Source organism: Sphingobium lactosutens DS20, assembly GCF_000445105.1.
Lineage (GTDB): Bacteria > Pseudomonadota > Alphaproteobacteria > Sphingomonadales > Sphingomonadaceae > Sphingobium > Sphingobium lactosutens.
The window spans coordinates 13644-31201 of record NZ_ATDP01000089.1 but is presented as its reverse complement, the minus strand read 5'-3'; the positions used below and the strand labels follow the sequence as shown (position 1 = coordinate 31201).

The window sequence follows — 17558 nt, the reverse complement described above, 5'->3', positions numbered from 1 at the left end:
CCTTCGCGTTTTCACGGCGATGACGATGACGGCCGGAATGCTCATGGCGTCATCGCTCCCTGCGGAGACCAGCACGATAGGCCGCACCTGGCCAATCGCAGAGCCCGATGCGTTGAGCGAGATCGAAGGCCGGGCGGCGCAGATTCCCGACATGAAAGCCGCCTTCGGTCCGCGCGAGCGCTGGTCGGCGATGAAGGCGGCGACGCTTGGGATCGCGCGAGCCGACCGGAATCGCACGGTGATTCCCTTTTATACGCTCGATCAGGATATCCGCTTGCAGGACGGAAAGCTGCTGTACGCCAAAGGCTACAGCTTCAATCCGCTTAGCTTTGTGTCGCTCCCGCAGCGGCTCATTGTCGTGCATCCCGCCGAGCTCGACTGGGCCCTGCGCACCGCTCGGCCCTCGGATTTCATCTTGCTCGCTGCCGGTGGTCCGCGTGACGCCGACGCGATCACCCTTGGCGAACGTCATGGCCGGGCGCTGTTCCTGCTCGAGGAGCGCGTCAAGGCGCGGCTTGGGCTGAGGGTAGCGCCGGTGATCGTGAGCCAGGCGGGGCAGAAACTGGTGCTGACCGAGGTCGACAGGAGCAAGACAGACCGGAGGGCCGCGCGATGAAAGGATTGTCCCTTCGCCGACTGCTGGCGCTGGGTTGCGGTTTCGCCGCGTTGGCGCTCGCTGCTCCGGCTCATGCCTCAAAATGCGAGGCGGGCACGGTATTCAACCCGATCACCAAGGTACGCTGGAACTGCATTTTCCCGATCACCATCGGCGGCGTGAAGGTCGGACCCAGCGATCCGCTCGGCAAGGCGCTCGACGCACAATCGGCTTCCAAGCCACTGTGCGCCTGTCGCAAGGGCGTGACCTTCTGGTTCGGGGTGAAGGTCAGCTTCTGGTCGCCCAACCGGATGGTCGACGTGGTGACCGAACCGGGCTGCATGATGGCGCTGGGGGCAGACATCATGCCGACCGGCGGCAAGCTGCAGGGAAGCCAGAGCAGCCTCGCCGACGGTACCAACACCCGCAAGATGTTCGCGCAGATGCACTATTATATCGCGCCGGTCTGGAAGATGCTCGACATGTTCACGGACCTGCCTTGCATCGAGGACGACGGCTTCGATGTCGCGCTCATCACCGAGGTCCTGCCGACCTGGCAGTCGGCGACGCTGGGCGCGATCATCCAGCCCGAGGCAATCTTGTTCGGTAATCCGGCCGCGGGGCTCGCCTGCATGGCCGACAGCGCCGCGGCCGCCGCGGGCAAGGTCGTCGATCCGCTGTTCTGGTGCATGGGCAGCTGGGGCGCGACCTATCCCATCGCCGGCGATATTCATTTCGGGGACAGCGTCGAGGCCTGGGCCGGCCTTGCCGCCCGCGGCGTCTTCATGATGGGCCGGCTCGGCGCGCTCACCGTCAGTTCGGCGGATGGCTGTTCCTTCATTCCCCAGCCGGTGTGGACCAAGAGCCGCTACAAGTTCCAGCTGATGGAACCGGTCAAGGGCAGCCAGTGCGTCAATGTCGGCCGTCCCGGCGCGCTCTGGACCAGTGCCAAGCATGCGCCGGGCAAGGACAATGCCCAATTCATGCTGTTTGAGAAGACGATCTGCTGCGCCGGGGTCTCGACGCCATGACCGGTCCTTCTTTCCCTGACCACATGGAATCGCCCGGGAACAGCCGATGGCTTGCCCGTCATTCCATTGCGCCGGGTGTTCCCCATGCGGTTAGGCCGGCGTCGCATCCCCCCTGCGGCGCTGGTCGGGCGGTCGGCGTGGCCGTGAATACAGGCGATGGACAGGCGGTGCGCCCCTCCTCGCCGTCTGTCGTCGTGGCCACGCTGACCGTTTTTGAAGGACAGGCAGTGTTTCGCGCCGAGCTCGCCGCGCCCGCTGGCGAGGTGCTTCTGTTCCGGTTGCGCTGCGGTTCCCGGCTGATCATACCGAGCGAGATCCGGCCATGAGGCGTCCTGCCCTCGCTCTTGTCGCGGCGCTGTGCCTGCCCGCTCCTGCACATGCGCAGACGGCGGAAGACCGGGCTCGTGCCGCCGCGGCCGCCGCGCGCGAGAAAAGCGCGGACAGCGATGCCATTCTCGAGAATTATGTGACCCCGGGTCTTGCCGGGCAGACGATTAGCACGGTCGATTCCTCGAAGACGTTCACGCCCAACCTGGCCTGCCAGAAGACCGCGACATTGCTGGAACTGCTCGCCCAGCCCAATGCGACCGGCGATATCGGCACGCTCAGAATCTCGCGCGACAGGGATCTCGACGGCAGTTTCGACGAGGCGCTGACCCTGCCCGTTCCTGCCTCGGGCATCTGCGCCAACGGGATCATCTCCTGTACGCCCGGCAGCTGGGACGCCTGCCGCTTTTTCCGCTGGGACACATCGGCGTCGGGATCGCTCAAGCTCAGCGAGGTCGAACTGACCGATCTCGCCGGCTGTTACTGCGTCAACAACAGCTGCGGCAGCAATCTGGTCTGGGGCAACATGGCCTCCGTGCTCAAGGACCTTGGCGGTGGGGTCGTCGGCGCGCTCACCAACGCCGATGCGCGGGTCGGCATCGCGCAAGCGTCCATCGACGGGCCGGTCATCCGCTACACCGGCGCGCAGACAACCGCCTGCGCGGCGCAGCCCCAGATCGGGGCCACCGCGTATAAGGCTCATCCGAACGCCATTGCCGGCGACGCCTATGCCGCCGCCCAGGCGAGTAGCGTTTTCCAGGCGCTCTCGGCTTCCTCGACCGGCGCCGGCACGTCGCAGGTGAGCCGGAATTGCACGATCACCCGGCAGATCACGCAGGAGGAAATCACCGCGGACAAGATCATCGATCGGGTCTCGGGCGGCTATGCGACCTATGCCTCGAGCGCCGACAATCTGACCTTCGTGATGGGCTCGCCCGCGGACAACAGCCTCTCGGGCGGTTCCTGCTCGATCTTCGATTTCCACATGACGCTGCGCGTCAAGGACGTCGACCGGCTCCAGCAGGTGCTGCTGACCCGCTTCGGTGCTGACGACTGGGCCCAGATCCGGGTCGATGGCGAACTGGTCGGATCGGGTCCGCAAAGCTGGACCGGGACGGGCTTGCCGCCCGGCAAATGCGAGAAGAAGGGCGCCTTCTATGTCTACCCCGGCCTCGATCTCACCTCGCGGATGACACAGAGCGATCACGACATCTGGCTGCGTGTCGCGGTTGCCGATGGCGGCGAAGCCTATGCGTCGATCGAGGCGAAGGTCGACGCGGGTTGCAAGACGACCGAGCAGCTCGTCGACACCTGCGGCGCCTATGCTTCGATCGATACATGTCGGTTGCAGGACGAAGTGGTGGACGGGGTCACCAGCTTTCGCAATGGTGTCAACACCGGCCTGTCGCCCTTACCGCAGACCCGGCTCTTCGGGACCGGCATCTGCGCCACGCAGATCACTCGCGACTTCTTCCTGCGCGAGCGAGGCTACCGGTGCACGGTGGACCTGGGACAGGCGGCGCAACCGGATCTCTCGCGCGGCGCCTATATCATCGATCATTCGACCGAGACGTTGCTCGCTGACCGGGTGAGAAGCGCTGACGGGAGCTATAGCCTGACGACGCGCAATTTTGCCCTGCCCGACCGTGGCAGCGTCAATGCCTGTGAGCCGATCTGCAAGACCCGCAAACCAATGGTGAACACGGCCGCCGCGCCCGATGGCGTTACCGGCGCGAAACAGACCAGTTCGACGGGCTGGGACTATTTCTATCACGCGTGCCAGGACAGCAATGTCTGCCCGGCCGGTGAAGGCGAAGAACTCGTCCAGGGATGTGGCTGCCTCGACGATTTCCCCGAGGCGGCGGTGATGATGCAGACCGTGCGTCTGGGCGGCGCCGACCTCGTCTGCACGAGTAGCGTGCGATGAGCGCGCGTATATCCCTGCTCGCCGGAGCCCTGATGCTGATGGCAGGCATGCTATTGTGCCCGTCGAATGCCGCGGCCCAGCAGCTGTGCGCGGTCGATCTGAACGGCAATGGCGATGCCGCCGATGATGGCGAGACGGCGAGCTGCCATCTGACGGCATCGGGTGGCTGGATGTGCCCGATCGGGCAGACGATGTGCGAGGCCGACGTCTCGGGCGCCCTGCACTGCCCGCTTGGCGATCAATATGGCTGCGAAGTGCCGGCCAGTGGCGGCGCGCCGGCCTGCTCGGCCAATGCCTGCATCAACACCAGCGCCAACCCGATCGTCGACGATCCGGCGGTGGATGATCCGGGTGTCGAGGCCGATGGCGCCGTCGATGCCGAGGGTAATTGTCTTGGCACGATCGAGATATTTTCCGGGCGCGCCGCGCGCTGCCGTCCTGCCGGCCTCAAGACGACCTTCTCCAATTGCTGCAAAGACAAGGGCAAGATCGTAAAAGACGGCATGGGCGGTTCGATCTCGTCCATCTCGACCAAGATCGCGGTCGCCAAGGGCGTCTTCACCGGCATGAAAGCCGCCTACACCGCCTTCAAGGCAGGCGCGACTGCGAGCCAGGCCGCGAGCGCCGGCGCCAATGCGATCATCGTCGGGATCGATCCCACATCGATCGCGATCAGCCTCGCGGTCAATTTCATGATCGAGGTGCTGCTGCAGGGCTGCGACCAGCAGGACATGGAAGTGGGCATGCTGCGCGGCTCGGGCATGTGTCATGAGGTCGGCAGCTATTGCTCCTCGAAGATCTTAGGCATCTGCGTGCAGAAGGCCCGCGGCCATTGCTGCTTCAACACCAAGCTTGGCCGGATCATCCAGGAACAGGGGCGACCGCAGCTGAAGGCCTTCAGCGCGATTGGCTGGGGCACGCCGAAGACCCCCTATTGCCGGGGCTTCACGCCTGAAGAATTCCAGGCGCTCGATTTCTCGCGGATGGACCTCTCCGAATATTATGCGGACGTCGAAGCGCGCGCCCAATCCGAAATCCAGATCGACATGAAGGACAAGATCGATGCCTATATGCAGACGATCAGCAACTAGGCGCGCCCTGCTTCTGGCAGGGCTCATGCTTGCGCCCCTATCCACGCCCGCTTCGGCGCGGACCGACGAGCCGCAGGCTGGAAGCGATCAGACGGATAACGAAAATGCGCGTGCGCGCATCCAGGATGAAGGCGCAGCTGCGCTGGAGCGGATGAAACGCGCGGCCGGCAAGGTGAAGGCCACGTCTGTCCCCTCGCCCGCTCTGCCCGCCAGGCCCGACGCCGCAGCGCAGCGCCGGGCTTTCGAGGGGCTCAAGGCGCGCAGGAACGATCCGGATATGGAGAAACGCGCGCAGGCCGATATCACCGCCGCGCGCGAGCGCCTGGCAGCCGAGCGCGACGCCGCCAGTCGCCGAATTGCGCAGGCGCTCGGACTGGAGCAGCCGGAACAGGCGGCGCTGGCGGGAGTGGTATCGTCCGATGTCGGCAAACGCTGGGTACCGGTCCTGTTCGTGTCCTCGTCGATGCCGATCGAGACGTTGCGCACCTACGCCGGGCAGCTCGAGCATGCCGGTGGGGTCATGGCCTTTCGCGGAATGCCGGGCGGGATGCGGCAAGTGGCGCCGATGGCGAAGCTGTCTGCCGCCATCCTGCGGCGCGATCCGGGCTGCGAAGGCCCGGCCTGCGCCATGCGGGACGTGCAGGTGATCGTCGATCCGCTGGTGTTTCGGCAACATGGCGTCGCCCGAGTTCCCGCGCTCGCGATGATCCCCGGCGATCCGACGCTCCCCTATTGCGAGCGCGACGAGGCGAGTCCTCGCGCGGCGCATCTGGTTCAGGGCGATGCCGCCTTGTCCGGGCTTCTCGAGGAATATGGCCGCCTCGGCGGCGAGGAGGAGGTACGAGATGCTCTCGCTCATCTGGCACGGCGGTAAGCGCGCCTGGCATGAACTCAAAGACCTGCCGCTGCGGGCGGCCGTAGCGCTGGGCGCGAGCGGCCTTGGACAACCGGCGCGGCCCGCCCAACTCTTCAAGGCCTATGGGATCGTGCTGCCGATCGGCCTTTTCGCTTGGGTAACGATGCCGCAGATCACCCTGGTGATGACGCCTTCGATCAAGGCCTGGGTGGTACACCGCTCTCCCGGGCCCGTGCATCGCGGCGATCTCGTCTCCTTCACGCTTGCGGACGCGATCGCCGGCCCCAGGCCTGTCGCCGTCACCAAATATGCGCTGTGCATGCCCGGTGACCGGATCGTCATGGTCGAGAGGCCGGCAAGCATCGGCTCGGGCCGAAATGGCTGGTATTATTGCAATGACCGGCTGATGGGTGTCAGCAAGCCTGCGACGCGCAGCGGCAAAGCGCTCAGGCACTGGCAGCCGGCCAGCCCCAATATTCCGGAAGGCATGATCTTCGTCGGGTCGAGCCATCCCGACGGATATGACAGCCGCTATTATGGCCCGGTCGCCATTGATCGCCTCACCCGGATGGAGAAGCTGCTGTGAAGCGGCCCGCTGTGATAGCAGGCGCGGCCCTCCTCCTGGCAGGATCGGCGGCCGCACAATCCACGGGCGCCGCGGATCGGGAAGCGCGCGGCTACTGGTGGTATCAGGCGCCGGCCAAGGCAGAGCAGGAGAAGCCCGATCCTGACGCCCTTGTGAAGCCGGTGATCCCGCCAATGGCCGAACTGGCAACCTGGACGCCGCCGAAGATCCGCACACTGATCGAGCAGCAGCGCGACTATGCCGCGACCGTGCTCACCATCGACGCCGTTGCCGATTTCTGGCGCCTGCAGGATTTTGCGCGGCGCAAGGCCCGCGCCTTCGCCGGCGTCACCCAGCTTGTCATGCTCACCCATCCCGAACTCAATGCGAGAGCCGCCAATCCCCTTGTCGGCGAGGCCCGCGATGCGCTCGGCGCGCAGAAGGACCAGGTGCGCCGCCAGTATCTGCGCGCGCATGCCGGAGAGTTCGCGCTGGTCATGTTCGCCCGCACCTCCTGTGGCTACTGCAAGGTGCAGTGGCCGATCGTGCAGCGCTTCCAGGATGAGATGGGCTGGCAGGTGAGCCTTATGGACCTCGATCGCAAGCCGGAACTTGGACAACGTTTCGGGGTCGAAGTGACGCCCACCACCATGGTCATTCGCAGGAACAGTGCCCAGCGCATGGTGATCGCCGCCGGGGTCGAGACTTATCCCAACATCGCGCAGATGGCCTATCAGGCGGTCAGGTTGCTGAGCGGTGATATCCGGCCCGAGCAATGGCTGACCGGCGCGGGGGAGGAGAGCGGGTTCTTTGACGCGCTGGCCAATGGTCCGGTTTCTTCGACCGATCCGCGCGTGCTGGGCGGTGATCTCATCGATGCAAGGGAGCCCAGGCCGTGAGGCGCCACGGGCGAGTTCGGCTTACGACAGCCATGGTGATCCTGCCCTGGCTGGCGGTGCCCGTGATCGGCGATGCCCAGCAGATAAGCCGGGAAGCGGCGATGCGGGCCGCAGTCCATCCGGTATCGACGCCCGCCGACCTGCGCCTGTGGCTTTCCCGTGTACCGGTCACCCGTGACTTTCCCCCTGACTTCCAGACCATGCTGCGTAGCCAGGCATCGCTTTACGTGATCGAGATCAGCACCGCGCCGGACTGCCTGCCCTGCGGCGATCTCTGGACAAAACTTCAGGCATTCCGCGCGCAGTACGGCTGGCAGGTTCGGACCGTCGGCGCACAGGAGGCGATGCTCCGTTCGGGTCGGCTCGGTCTCCCGTGGGTCGGGAACCCTGTTGCCTGGGTGCGACCCGTTACCGACCCGAACCGCATGGTGCCCATTGCGATCGGCACTGATCATGAAGTCAATATTGCGCGCAACGCCTGGCTTGCCGCCCGGATGCTCACCGGCGCCCGGGCGGCCGTGGGCGTGCGCGCCATGTCGAAATTCACCGGGATCGTCGGCGTGAGGGCGCCGGCCTCCTCCAGCCCGAAGGGACGCTGATCATGGCGGGGCGGCGTCACCCTTCCTCCTCACCAGGAAGCCTGCCATGGGACATCATGTTCGTCGTTCGATCCTTGCTCTTTGCCTGATCGCCGCCTCGTGCGGCCAGGCGGTTCCGGCCCATGCGCAAAGCTGGGCCGAGAGCTGGTTCGATAATGTCACGTATACCTCGCCGGGCAGCTTCGAGGACCAGACCCGCGGCTATGTGACCGCGGGCGGCATGTCGGGCCGGGTCGACGTCCATGACGATTATCTCATGAGCTTGACCCTGCCCAAGGTGAAGGCCGGCTGCGGCGGCATCGACATGTTTCTGGGGGGCATGTCGTTTCTCGATCCCGACTATCTTGTCCAGAAGCTGGAGACGATCCTCCAGGCCGCGCCGGCGGTTGCCTTCCAGTATCTCCTCGAAACGCTGGACGAGAAGATGGGGAACATTCTCTCGAAGATGGAGGCGGCAACCAATTTCCTGAACTCGATCCAGGTGAACGACTGCCGGCTTGCGAACCGCATGGTCCAGATCGCCAAGGGCGACGACAACATGTCCGGCATTGTCGAGGAGATGACCGGCTACAAGTCGATCCGCGAAGGCTATGCCAATAGCTGGCAACAGAGCCGCGAGAAGATCCAGGCCAACAAGGGCAATCCGACCGAGGATCTGAAAGATGCGCTGGCCAATTGCCCGGCGGAGGTCACGGACATTTTCAAGACCGGTTCGCTGCTCGCGCATGCCGCCGCACGGGTCGGCGCATCCGACTGGGCCGGCGTGATGCGGGCCAGGGTCGGCGATGTCTACATGCGCTGGGATGCCAATGACAAGGTGCCGATCTTCTCGGCCATTCCCGCCTGCCCGCGCCAGGATACCGAGAGCGCCGACGATTTCCTGACCGGCCGCGTCCCGACCCGTGCGCTCAACATCCCCGCGACCGCCGCGGATTGTTCGGTGAACGGCGCCGGACGCGGGGCGTTGGTGCTGGCGCGGGAAAGGATGGAGACGGTCGCGGCCAAGATCCGGACGCGCGCGGCGCTGACCATCGAGGAAAAGCAGTTCGTCGCCAATGTGCGGACCCTGCCGGTCTATCGTCTTCTGGAATGGGGTGTGCGGCAGGGCCTGACCGACAGCGTGATTGCCGATACCGACGAACTGGTCGCGCTCACCCTTGCCTATCAGATGCTCAACGACCTCACCCGGTCGATCGACTTCGCGCTGCAGAATGCGGAGCGCGGTGCGACCACCGCGGGTGCCGCCGTTGCCGAGAACAGCAATATCTGCCAGACCCGCATCCTGACCAAGGGCATCGAGCAGTTGCGCGAGTTGCGCGACGAGGTTCTGCGCCAGCGCGCGCAGATGCGCCAGTCCTACATGGCGGCGATGAGCCAGGCGAACCTGTCGGCGAGCTATGCCGGCGTCGTGCGCCAGCGCGACCGTGATGCCCGCGACGCCGCGGGCGCCAATGCCAACCGCAACCGGTGAGGATCGTCATGCGCCGCTTCATCCGCCTCCTCGTCGGTCTCCTGGGCTTTTTGGGTGCCACGCCCGCGCTGGCGATCGACGCCAGCTATCATACCTGGGACGGTTTTGCCGAAACGGTCGATGCCTTCCACCTCGTCGCCATGATCTTCAGCGATCCGCGCTATGAGACGCTGGTCGTGATCATCGCGGTGGCCGGCATCGCCATGGGTGCGGTGCTGGCAAGCATCAAGGGTTCTGGCATGGGCCTTGTCGCCTTCGGCTTCCAGATGCTGATCGGCATTGGCCTGTTCGTGGGGATGATCGCCACGACCGGCACGGTCCACATTTATGACCGGGTGCGCAACGCCTACCAGCCGGTCGGCGACGTGCCCAATCTGATCGTGCTGGTCGCGGGCGTCACCAACCTCATGGAGCGGGCCCTTGCCGAGACCATCGACGACAACACCACCGATCCCAATGCGAAGCTGGAGTTCGGTGCCGGCGGTCATGCGTTCGACCTGTTCCTGAACGCCGTGTCCCCGCGCAGTCCGATCGTCGACACGTTCCTCGATGCGACGGTGAAGGACTATGTGCGGCAATGCTATCCGGTGGCGCGTGTTTCGCCCGCCTATGGTGTCGATGATGATCAGTTGTTTCGGACCTCAACCGACCTTCCCGCCTCGTTCGCGGCGATGGCCGGCCCGGCGACATTTTCGACGGTCTATACCGCAAGTGACAAGGCCGGGACGACGATGAGCTGCGATGCGGCCTGGGGCTATATTGCGGATCGGCTGGCTGACAGCACGTTGTTCGACGCCTATAGCGACCAGGTCTGTGCCCGTACCGGCTTCGACGTGACCCAAGCGACCCAGCGTGACCGCTGCCGCCAGCAAATCGACGCGCTCGGCGACATGATGCTCGGGCAATCGATGAGCCGACAGAAGTTCCTGACAAACGTCCTGCTGGGACAGACCGTCGGCGACGTCCTGTTCGAGGATTCCCCGGCAGCGACCGCGCGGGTGATGGCGAACCGGGCAATCGAGTCCAATGGGCTGGCGACGCTCTCGACCGCCAACGAGTGGATGCCGACCATCCGCGCCTCGGTCTTTGCGATCATGCTCATGATGATGCCGATCGCGCTGCTCTTCATCCTGACGCCGATCAACCTCAGGGTCGCGAGCTTTGCGCTGGGACTGTTCGTGTTCGTGGCGCTCTGGGGCGTGATCGATGCCGGCATCTACCAGCTTACCCTGGGACGGGCGATGGATGTGCTGGCGGAACTGCGCGCCACCCATGTTGCGGCCGACAGCTGGATTCTCGCGCCATCGGCCGCGATGAAGGCACTTGCCATCTTCGGCTCGTTCCGGACCGCCGCAGCCGGTCTTGCCGGCGCCTTCGTGTTCACCGTGTTCCGCTTCTCGGGCAACATGTTCACTGCCTTCACCTCGGGCATGCTCGGCGTGCAGGGCCAGGGCAGCATGGCCGCCGCGACGGTGGGAACCAGCGAGGGTTATGCCTCGGCGCTCGAAGCGCAGGCTTCGGCCGGCGGCACCCAGGCGCGGCGTTCGGCTTCGTCCGGGTTCGGCGACTTTGGCGAACGCAGCAGCTTTGGCCTCGACCGGGCCTTCGGGGCGGCGGGAAGTGTCGCGGGAGAGCATGGCGGGGGCGCGGCAGGGACGGCAGCGTTCGGCTTGGGGCGGGCCGATGCCGCCCGGGAACTGGGCGGCCTGTCCCCTGCGGTTGTCGGACGGGATCTGAGCGATCCTGCCACCGCGCGCGCGATACGCAGCAACGCCGCAACGACAGCGATCCATGGTTTTGCACAGGGCGACGCGCTGCGTAAACTCGGCACGAGCTACTTTGGGGAAGGGCAATCCGGAGAGCGGGCCTTTGCCGCCTTTGCGCAGAACATGGTGCAGTGGAAGGCGTTCGGCGACCAACGTGCCTATGACATGATGCAATCGGGTGCCCAACGGCATTTCGAGCGCAACGGTTATGATGCCAGGGATGCCGCTCTGAAGGCGTCTACAGTGATCGGGCAGGCAAGCGCCGATCCGACCTTCGCGAAGCTGACGGCCAATGCCTTCGATCAGGAGCAGATGCTGCGCAACGACCTGACTGCGGCGCAGACGCAGGTCGGCGCGATGGAAGGGCGGCGCGACTATGCCGGCGACAGGGTCGCAGCGGTCGAGCGCGGCAATGTCGCGACCGAGCAGGCGCATCGGACCGGTGGGAATCAGGGGCAGCGGCAGGCCGCCGCGATGCTCGGGCTCTCCGTTACTGAAACCAGCCGGCGCATCGGGTTCATCAATTCCCTGTCGGGCGAGGCGCGGGCGAGTGCCATCACGCAGCTATCGCGTTCGACAGGGCGCAACGAGGCACAGGTACTGCGCGCACTGGAGGGCTACAATGCCGCAGTCCAGGTCGGCACGGCCGATGGTGCGACCGCAGAGGCGGCGCGGGAGGGTACGAGCGTCTATGGGCGCACGAGGGAAGCTGCAGGCTATGATTTTGCCGAACGCTCGGGCAAGCTCGATGCCCAGCGGGAGATCGGGCCCGACGGCGTGCGCAGCAATGCGCAAATCGGCGAACAGCGGCGACAGGCCGACAATGCAGGCTTTGCCGAAGGCGCGGCGGCGGCGGGCGTATCGGTTCGTGAGGCCGCGCGGCTCGATTCCTTTATCCGCGCGCTCGCCGGCACGGCCGGCAACCAGGTCGATATGGCCGAAGGCGGCGCGGAGGGGATCGCCGACCGTGCCCGCAACGAGCGGCTGACCGGGATCGTCGACAAGGAGCGTCTCACCCGTACGCAGGCGCTTCTGCGCGAGCATGGCGTCGAGATGTCCAAGCGACAGATCGCGATGAGCCAGAATGGCGATGTCAGCCTCAACCTGACACCGGAGCTTGCGGCGCAGATGTGGCGCGGCGGCCTCATCAACGAGGGCCAGCTCGGTGCAATCGCCAATGGCGGGCACGCGCGGCTCAGCTTTGCGCACAATGATCTGCTCGTTTCCAGCAGCACCGGGTTCAGCCAGTCGGCGCGCAACGACACCAGCACGCGGTTCGAAGCCGGCAAGCAGGCGGGTCCCGATACGATCGAGCATTTTCTTGGCAGCGGCAAGGAAGGTCAGGCCGCCATGGCCAGATGGCTTCGCGGTGGGTTCGAGATGGATCGGCGCGGCAACTGGCGGCTCAAGCCGCAGGTTGCCGATACGCTGGAGCGCGATGTCACGGCGATCATGGTGCAGACCGGATGGCAGAGGTCGCTTTCACGGTCGGCGGAGCACTCAACCGCGGACAGTCAGAGCATCTCCGGCGATCTCACGGCTTCAGCCTCGCGCGGAGTTGGTTCCGGCGACAAGGGCGGCGAAGAAAAAGGTGGCGGCAAAAGCAGCGCCACAGGCTCGCTGAGCGGTAGGTTGAACGCCGACATTGTCGATCGAGGAGTAGCGGCGGTCTCGGCTCGCTCTTCCATCGACGTGGTGAACTATGATGTGCGGGATGCTATCGCGGCTGCCGAGAAAGCAGCCGCACGCTCCGGTCGTCCCGAGGAGACTTTTGCCCAAGAACTCAGCGAACGTGTGCTTGGCAATGATGGTCTGCGCAACCGGTATCTGAAGCAGGCCGATGCTGGGCGTGGCACCTTCGATGTCACGGGTCCGATCACATCGATGGAGCAATCGTCGATCCTTGGTACCGGTCGGCTATTGTTCGACCGCGACAATGGAATGGCTGACGGGGATTCAAGCTTCAAGGAGCGTCGGGATCCATGATGTCAATCCTGGATCACTCCTATGTGTCGCAGATGGATGTCGCCCGAGCGCGAGTCGAACGGATCGGTGTAGGGATCAATAATTGGTCTTTCCGGGGGCGGTCCTGGCGTAATGATCCACTCTCCGCAGGCGACCTTGGCCTTGAGGAAGCCATATCCGAGGACCGCAACGACAGAGATCGGATTAAAGACGAAGATCAACAGGACCATTGTGTTGACCAGATAGATGTTCAACCGGTCGAAAGGCACCGCAAGCATACCCTCGAGGCCGATCCAGTAGAGCAGCGTCAACGCCCAGGTGACTTTCGCATACCATGGGCGCCAGAACCAATCCGCAGCGCGCGGAGACGGCGCTTGCGGGGCTGCCTCGTCCATCTGATCAGGTTCGGTAAATTCCTGCATGAGCAGAGCCTTTCCGGAAAGAAGAATAGCACGGATGACGATGTGGCAAAACCTTCAGCTGCTCTTGTCCGCTCCGACGAAACAGCCCGCTCGTGCGATTTCGGCCTCCCCACCACTCTTTCTCCACTTCAAGTCGGTCCGTTCCTTGTCCCGATACCGACCTATTTCGCGGGTCGAGCGGTTACGCAGCCATGAAAAGCAAGTCGCGCCATCCGGCCGACAAACCGGATATCTCTCCCGCAGCGGATGCCGCGATCATCCGGTTGGCTCGCCTTCTCGGGCGTCAGATGGCTCGCGAACTCCATGAAGAGCACATCGCGAAAGAGACCCAGGCTCCGGAAGAGCCGCATTGAACACCGTTAGCCTGACCGGGACGTGCTGACCGAGCAGCCGTTAAAGGTGATGGATCAGCACCGGTTGGAGTGGATTTTCGTTTCCCGGCCCCACGGCAAATTGCCTGAACGTCTCATTTTCGCCGAATTAGAAGATTGTTGGCAGCAGCTCAGCAATGCTGACGAGGCGCTGAACTCTAACGGCCAAAATTTGCAAATTCACTTCCATATTTCATGAAAATACGATTACATGGTTTCATGAAATATGGAGACGCGGATGGAAAGGGGGATGATGAGCATCTTCAAATCCAGGTTCCGGCCATCACAAAGCGCGACCTTGGGCAACGCGCGCTCGACAGCCGCGAGCCGATCCGCATGGTCGTGCTCCGCGCGCTCAAAGCTTATGGCGTGACGGTCCCCGGCGATGCCATCACCGACCGGCGGAAGCGCGGCTGATGTCGCCCGATGACGAAGCGCTCACGATCGATGAATATGCGCGGCAAGCTGCGCGGACCGATCAGCGCAAGGGGCCAGGCACGGCCGGTTTCACGATGCTCGGCCTCTTCGGTGAAACCGGAAGCCTGCTTACCGAGGCGAAGAAGAAGCAGCGCGATGCCGCCTCCTATCTCGGTTATGCAGAGGCGGTCGCGGAGGAGATTGGCGATGTCCTCTGGTATTTGGCAGCGGTGTCGCGCCGCTACCGACTTGCATTAAGCGATATCGCCACAGCAGCGCTCGCGCCCAGAGGCACCCACAAGGCCGGCGGTAACGGTACGCTGACCCTTCACGCACTACAGCCCGCCCACATGCCGATCGCCAAGGCGCCAACGGCAGAGTTCGAGCATAGCCTCCTCGCGCTCGCCGGCGACGTCGGAACGCTCATCAGGGTAGGTGCCAGCGAGCCTGGTCGCCAGGTCATGGCTGACCTGTTAGTCAACGTCATGCGCCGGCTGATCCAAGCCGCGACCGAGTCCGGCGTTCCGCTTGAAATCGCTGCGCTCAAGAATCTCCAAAAGATCTTCGATCGCTGGCCGCGCGAACGTTGCTATCCGCCGCCGCTCGATGAGGGCTGCGACCCGGAAGAACAACTCCCGCGTAAAATGCAAATCGACATTTACGAGCGGACCGTGCGCGGCCAAGCTTATGTGTTTCAGCGGTCGAGCGGTGTCTATGTGGGCGATCGGCTTACCGACAATGCGATCGAGCCTGACGATTATCGGTTCCACGACGTCTTCCACTATGCCTATGTCGCGGTGCTGGGATGGTCCCCGGTGATCCGGGCGCTGCTGCGGCTCAAGCGCAAGAGCGATCCCAAGCTTGACGAGGTTGAGGACGGCGCCCGCGCGGTCCTCATCGAAGAAGGCGTAACATCGTGGCTTTTCGGCAAGGCTCAACAGCTTCAATTCTTCGAAGGTGTGAAGCCGGGCGGACTTCCGCTGGACATGTTGAAGCATGTTCGCCAATTCGTCGCCGGCTACGAGGCCGAGCACTGCCCGCTGTGGCTCTGGGAAGAGGCAATTCTCCAGGGTTATGCGGCGTTTCGCTTCCTGCAGAAGAACCGCCGCGCGCGAATCGGCATCGATTTCGCGCGCCGCCGCCTAACCATCAAGGAGTTGCCGTGATGACCCCCAAAAGCTTCGTGTCGGCACTGGCAGCGGCGGATCTTCCCTCAGTGTTCAATCCATGGCGTGATCGCTGCGCCATTCACGACCGCCGCGACGCCGCTGCCCGGCGGCGCGCCAATCTTGAACGCGTACTCGTTGCGGCGCTAGACGCGCGGGTCGAGACCATCTGGATCGCTCGTGACCTCGGCTATCGCGGCGGTCGTCGCACCGGCGTGCCGCTGACTGATGAAATCCATCTGAACCATGCGGCGGCGCTCATGGGCGGCATCGCGCTGGAGCGCGCCACCCAAGGCCCTGCGATTGCCGAGCGCACTGCTGCTATCGTCTGGCAGGTGCTTGGCCGCATTGGCCAACCTGTCATGCTGTGGAACGTCTTTCCGTTTCATCCACATGAGGAAGGCGATCCCATGTCCAATCGCTGCCACACACGCGCCGAACGCGAGGCTACCTGGCCGTTCTTGCAGGCGCTGGTCTCGATGGTGCGTCCAAAGCGCATCGTCGCCATCGGACGCGATGCGCATCTGGCGCTTGACGGGCTGAATATCCCCACCACTGCGATCCGCCACCCAAGCTATGGCGGGCAGCGCGAGTTCATCGACGGCATGTTCGATCTTTATGGAATCAACGGACGGGAACCGGCCTCCCCCGAACTGCCGCTCTATGGGGCCGTAGCCAGAAGTTGCGCGCTGGCCTGATCGCACGCGCTCAGCATCGGCAGGATCGCGCTGCGGTTCCACTTATCGGTGTCGATCTTGGCATGGGTTGAGACGATGGTCAGCGAGCCCCTGGGAATCTTCGCCTCCGTCGCGACGAAGTCGAGCAAACGGCCGAGGCCGATGAGATTGCCGAGCAGCTTCTCGATATAATAATGGTTGCGGTACATAGCGGTGAGGCCGAGCCTGCGATCTGCGCCCTCGCCGATGAGCTTGAAGCTCGCAAAACTCAGGCATTGCCCGCCATATGGCGAGTCATCGACATCGCGTAGCGGATCGAAAACGCTTAACTCGAACTTGTTGAGCGCCCGGACATTAGGGTTCTTCAAGCGACCGATAATCTCCTCGAGCTGGTTCAACGGCTCGCCCTGTGCCTGCGGCAACAGCATCATCCGCTCGAAATAATAGCCAGACCAGGTGGGCTTCTTGCCTCGTACCTTGGGCAGCACATTGTCCCTAAAGCGATCGAAGAAATTGGGGAAGCCGTAGCGCCGATAGAGCCCGGCCGGGAAAATTGTATTGGCGACCGTCTCGATGCGCTTGGCATCGTGCGCCTGATGAAAGGCATCCACTGCGGCGATTACCGGATCAGCAAGGCTCGCACGCGCCAGCGGATCGACGACGTCGATAATCACATTGTAGGCGTGATGCTGTGACTGCTGGTCGACGAGGCGGACCGCTTCGCGCCACGCCGAGACACAATCAGGCTGCGGCGGCACTGGAAGATACATCGACATCCCCCGTCAGGATTGCCGTCGCAAAGAGGCGCGGCTTCAGGAATTTCTCGGTGAGCCAGGCATGGCCATCGATGCCCCAACTCTCCCCCCAGCTATTGCGGACAAGCAGGGCGGACTGGCCGTCGGTCGTGCCGTGGCCGACCGCGACGATAGCATGCCTTAGAGTGTCGTCCGGCATCTCGTCGTTGGCCGGATCGATCACTCCCTGGGAGCCCGGCATGTAGAATGACCGTGACAGTTTCGTGAGCAGCATCACCGGTCGCTGCTGATCGAGCGCGACAAGTATGCTGGTGAGGTCAATGGCGGCAGCGCCCCCATCGCGGCCAAAGCATTGGCCAACTGTCGTCGGCGGCGCCCATGCAGCAATGTCGTCCGGCACTTTATCGAGATAGACCCAGCCCGCTTCGGCCGGCTGACCGTCAGTCCGCAACGTTTCGAGCATCGACGACAAGGTTGCGCCGCTCTGATGCGGTCGTTTGGCGCGACGTTGCGCGTGATAATAAGCGAACTCGCAGGAAAGCGGCGTCCAGCCGTTGCGCAAGGCGGCATGCGCGTCGCTCGCAGCAAAGGCGAGACAGGTCGGCCGCGCGCCTTGATCACGGACAGGGCCGAGCATCGGCCTAAGATCAGTCACGAT

The 17558-nt window shown here is 64.1% G+C and carries 19 protein-coding genes; 16 read left to right on the top strand and 3 right to left on the bottom strand.

Annotation, left to right across the window (positions count from 1 at the left end; translation table 11 throughout):
- The first annotated feature begins 19 nt into the window (after nucleotides 1-19).
- The 11 genes from RLDS_RS40150 to RLDS_RS40100 all read left to right on the top strand — a co-directional run bounded on the left by RLDS_RS40150 (nucleotide 20) and on the right by RLDS_RS40100 (nucleotide 13113).
- Nucleotides 20-616: a conjugal transfer protein TraW gene (locus RLDS_RS40150; RefSeq protein WP_031298119.1), complete on the top strand. Its 597-nt coding sequence runs from the start codon at nucleotides 20-22 to the stop codon at nucleotides 614-616.
- Nucleotides 613-1626 (top strand): TraU family protein, encoded by a 1014-nt coding sequence (locus tag RLDS_RS40145; RefSeq protein ID WP_021226049.1) that lies wholly within the window; start codon nucleotides 613-615, stop codon nucleotides 1624-1626. The genes RLDS_RS40150 and RLDS_RS40145 overlap by 4 nt, the downstream gene beginning before the upstream one ends.
- A 137-nt stretch (nucleotides 1627-1763) precedes the next feature.
- Complete coding sequence (locus RLDS_RS56965) at nucleotides 1764-1952, top strand: hypothetical protein (protein WP_236616848.1); 189 nt, start codon at nucleotides 1764-1766, stop codon at nucleotides 1950-1952.
- A complete protein-coding gene (locus tag RLDS_RS40135) occupies nucleotides 1949-3880 on the top strand; it encodes a hypothetical protein (protein WP_021226047.1) in 1932 nt (643 codons plus the stop codon). Before RLDS_RS56965 ends, RLDS_RS40135 begins: the two co-directional genes overlap by 4 nt.
- Nucleotides 3877-4971 (top strand): conjugal transfer protein TraN, encoded by a 1095-nt coding sequence (gene traN, locus RLDS_RS40130; RefSeq protein WP_021226046.1) that lies wholly within the window; start codon nucleotides 3877-3879, stop codon nucleotides 4969-4971. The genes RLDS_RS40135 and traN overlap by 4 nt, the downstream gene beginning before the upstream one ends.
- A 25-nt stretch (nucleotides 4972-4996) precedes the next feature.
- Nucleotides 4997-5845 (top strand): type-F conjugative transfer system pilin assembly protein TrbC, encoded by an 849-nt coding sequence (locus RLDS_RS40125; RefSeq protein WP_021226045.1) that lies wholly within the window; start codon nucleotides 4997-4999, stop codon nucleotides 5843-5845.
- Nucleotides 5817-6413 (top strand): S26 family signal peptidase, encoded by a 597-nt coding sequence (locus tag RLDS_RS40120; protein ID WP_021226044.1) that lies wholly within the window; start codon nucleotides 5817-5819, stop codon nucleotides 6411-6413. Before RLDS_RS40125 ends, RLDS_RS40120 begins: the two co-directional genes overlap by 29 nt.
- A complete protein-coding gene (locus tag RLDS_RS40115; RefSeq protein ID WP_021226043.1) occupies nucleotides 6410-7291 on the top strand; it encodes a conjugal transfer protein TraF in 882 nt (293 codons plus the stop codon). Before RLDS_RS40120 ends, RLDS_RS40115 begins: the two co-directional genes overlap by 4 nt.
- A gap of 32 nt (nucleotides 7292-7323) precedes the next feature.
- The gene (locus RLDS_RS40110) at nucleotides 7324-7890 is read left to right on the top strand and encodes a hypothetical protein (RefSeq protein WP_021226042.1); all 567 of its coding nucleotides are present in this window, start codon (nucleotides 7324-7326) and stop codon (nucleotides 7888-7890) included.
- 46 nt (nucleotides 7891-7936) lie between these two features.
- Nucleotides 7937-9361: a conjugal transfer protein TraH gene (locus RLDS_RS40105; protein WP_021226041.1), complete on the top strand. Its 1425-nt coding sequence runs from the start codon at nucleotides 7937-7939 to the stop codon at nucleotides 9359-9361.
- 8 nt (nucleotides 9362-9369) lie between these two features.
- The gene (locus RLDS_RS40100) at nucleotides 9370-13113 is read left to right on the top strand and encodes a conjugal transfer protein TraG N-terminal domain-containing protein (protein WP_021226040.1); all 3744 of its coding nucleotides are present in this window, start codon (nucleotides 9370-9372) and stop codon (nucleotides 13111-13113) included.
- A gap of 2 nt (nucleotides 13114-13115) precedes the next feature.
- On the opposite strand, the gene RLDS_RS40095 is transcribed toward RLDS_RS40100, so the two are convergent.
- Entirely contained in the window at nucleotides 13116-13514 is a 399-nt protein-coding gene (locus tag RLDS_RS40095; RefSeq protein ID WP_021226039.1) for a hypothetical protein, read from the bottom strand.
- 191 nt (nucleotides 13515-13705) lie between these two features.
- Between RLDS_RS40095 and RLDS_RS56275 the strand changes: the two genes are divergently transcribed.
- From RLDS_RS56275 to RLDS_RS40075, 5 genes are all read left to right on the top strand, one after another.
- The gene (locus tag RLDS_RS56275; protein ID WP_021226038.1) at nucleotides 13706-13867 is read left to right on the top strand and encodes a hypothetical protein; all 162 of its coding nucleotides are present in this window, start codon (nucleotides 13706-13708) and stop codon (nucleotides 13865-13867) included.
- A gap of 22 nt (nucleotides 13868-13889) precedes the next feature.
- Nucleotides 13890-14084 carry a hypothetical protein gene (locus RLDS_RS40090; RefSeq protein WP_021226037.1) on the top strand — a complete coding sequence of 65 codons (195 nt, stop codon included), beginning with the start codon at nucleotides 13890-13892 and terminating at the stop codon, nucleotides 14082-14084.
- 20 nt (nucleotides 14085-14104) lie between these two features.
- Complete coding sequence (locus RLDS_RS40085; protein WP_021226036.1) at nucleotides 14105-14302, top strand: hypothetical protein; 198 nt, start codon at nucleotides 14105-14107, stop codon at nucleotides 14300-14302.
- Between the two features lie 95 nt (nucleotides 14303-14397).
- Complete coding sequence (locus RLDS_RS40080; protein ID WP_231746403.1) at nucleotides 14398-15468, top strand: nucleoside triphosphate pyrophosphohydrolase family protein; 1071 nt, start codon at nucleotides 14398-14400, stop codon at nucleotides 15466-15468.
- Nucleotides 15468-16166: a uracil-DNA glycosylase gene (locus tag RLDS_RS40075; protein WP_010339380.1), complete on the top strand. Its 699-nt coding sequence runs from the start codon at nucleotides 15468-15470 to the stop codon at nucleotides 16164-16166. The genes RLDS_RS40080 and RLDS_RS40075 overlap by 1 nt, the downstream gene beginning before the upstream one ends.
- On the opposite strand, the gene RLDS_RS40070 is transcribed toward RLDS_RS40075, so the two are convergent.
- Complete coding sequence (locus tag RLDS_RS40070) at nucleotides 16130-16915, bottom strand: hypothetical protein (RefSeq protein WP_031298116.1); 786 nt, start codon at nucleotides 16913-16915, stop codon at nucleotides 16130-16132. The genes RLDS_RS40075 and RLDS_RS40070 overlap by 37 nt on opposite strands.
- A complete protein-coding gene (locus tag RLDS_RS40065; RefSeq protein ID WP_231746402.1) occupies nucleotides 16887-17555 on the bottom strand; it encodes a C1 family peptidase in 669 nt (222 codons plus the stop codon). Before RLDS_RS40065 ends, RLDS_RS40070 begins: the two co-directional genes overlap by 29 nt.
- Nucleotides 17556-17558 lie beyond the last annotated feature (3 nt).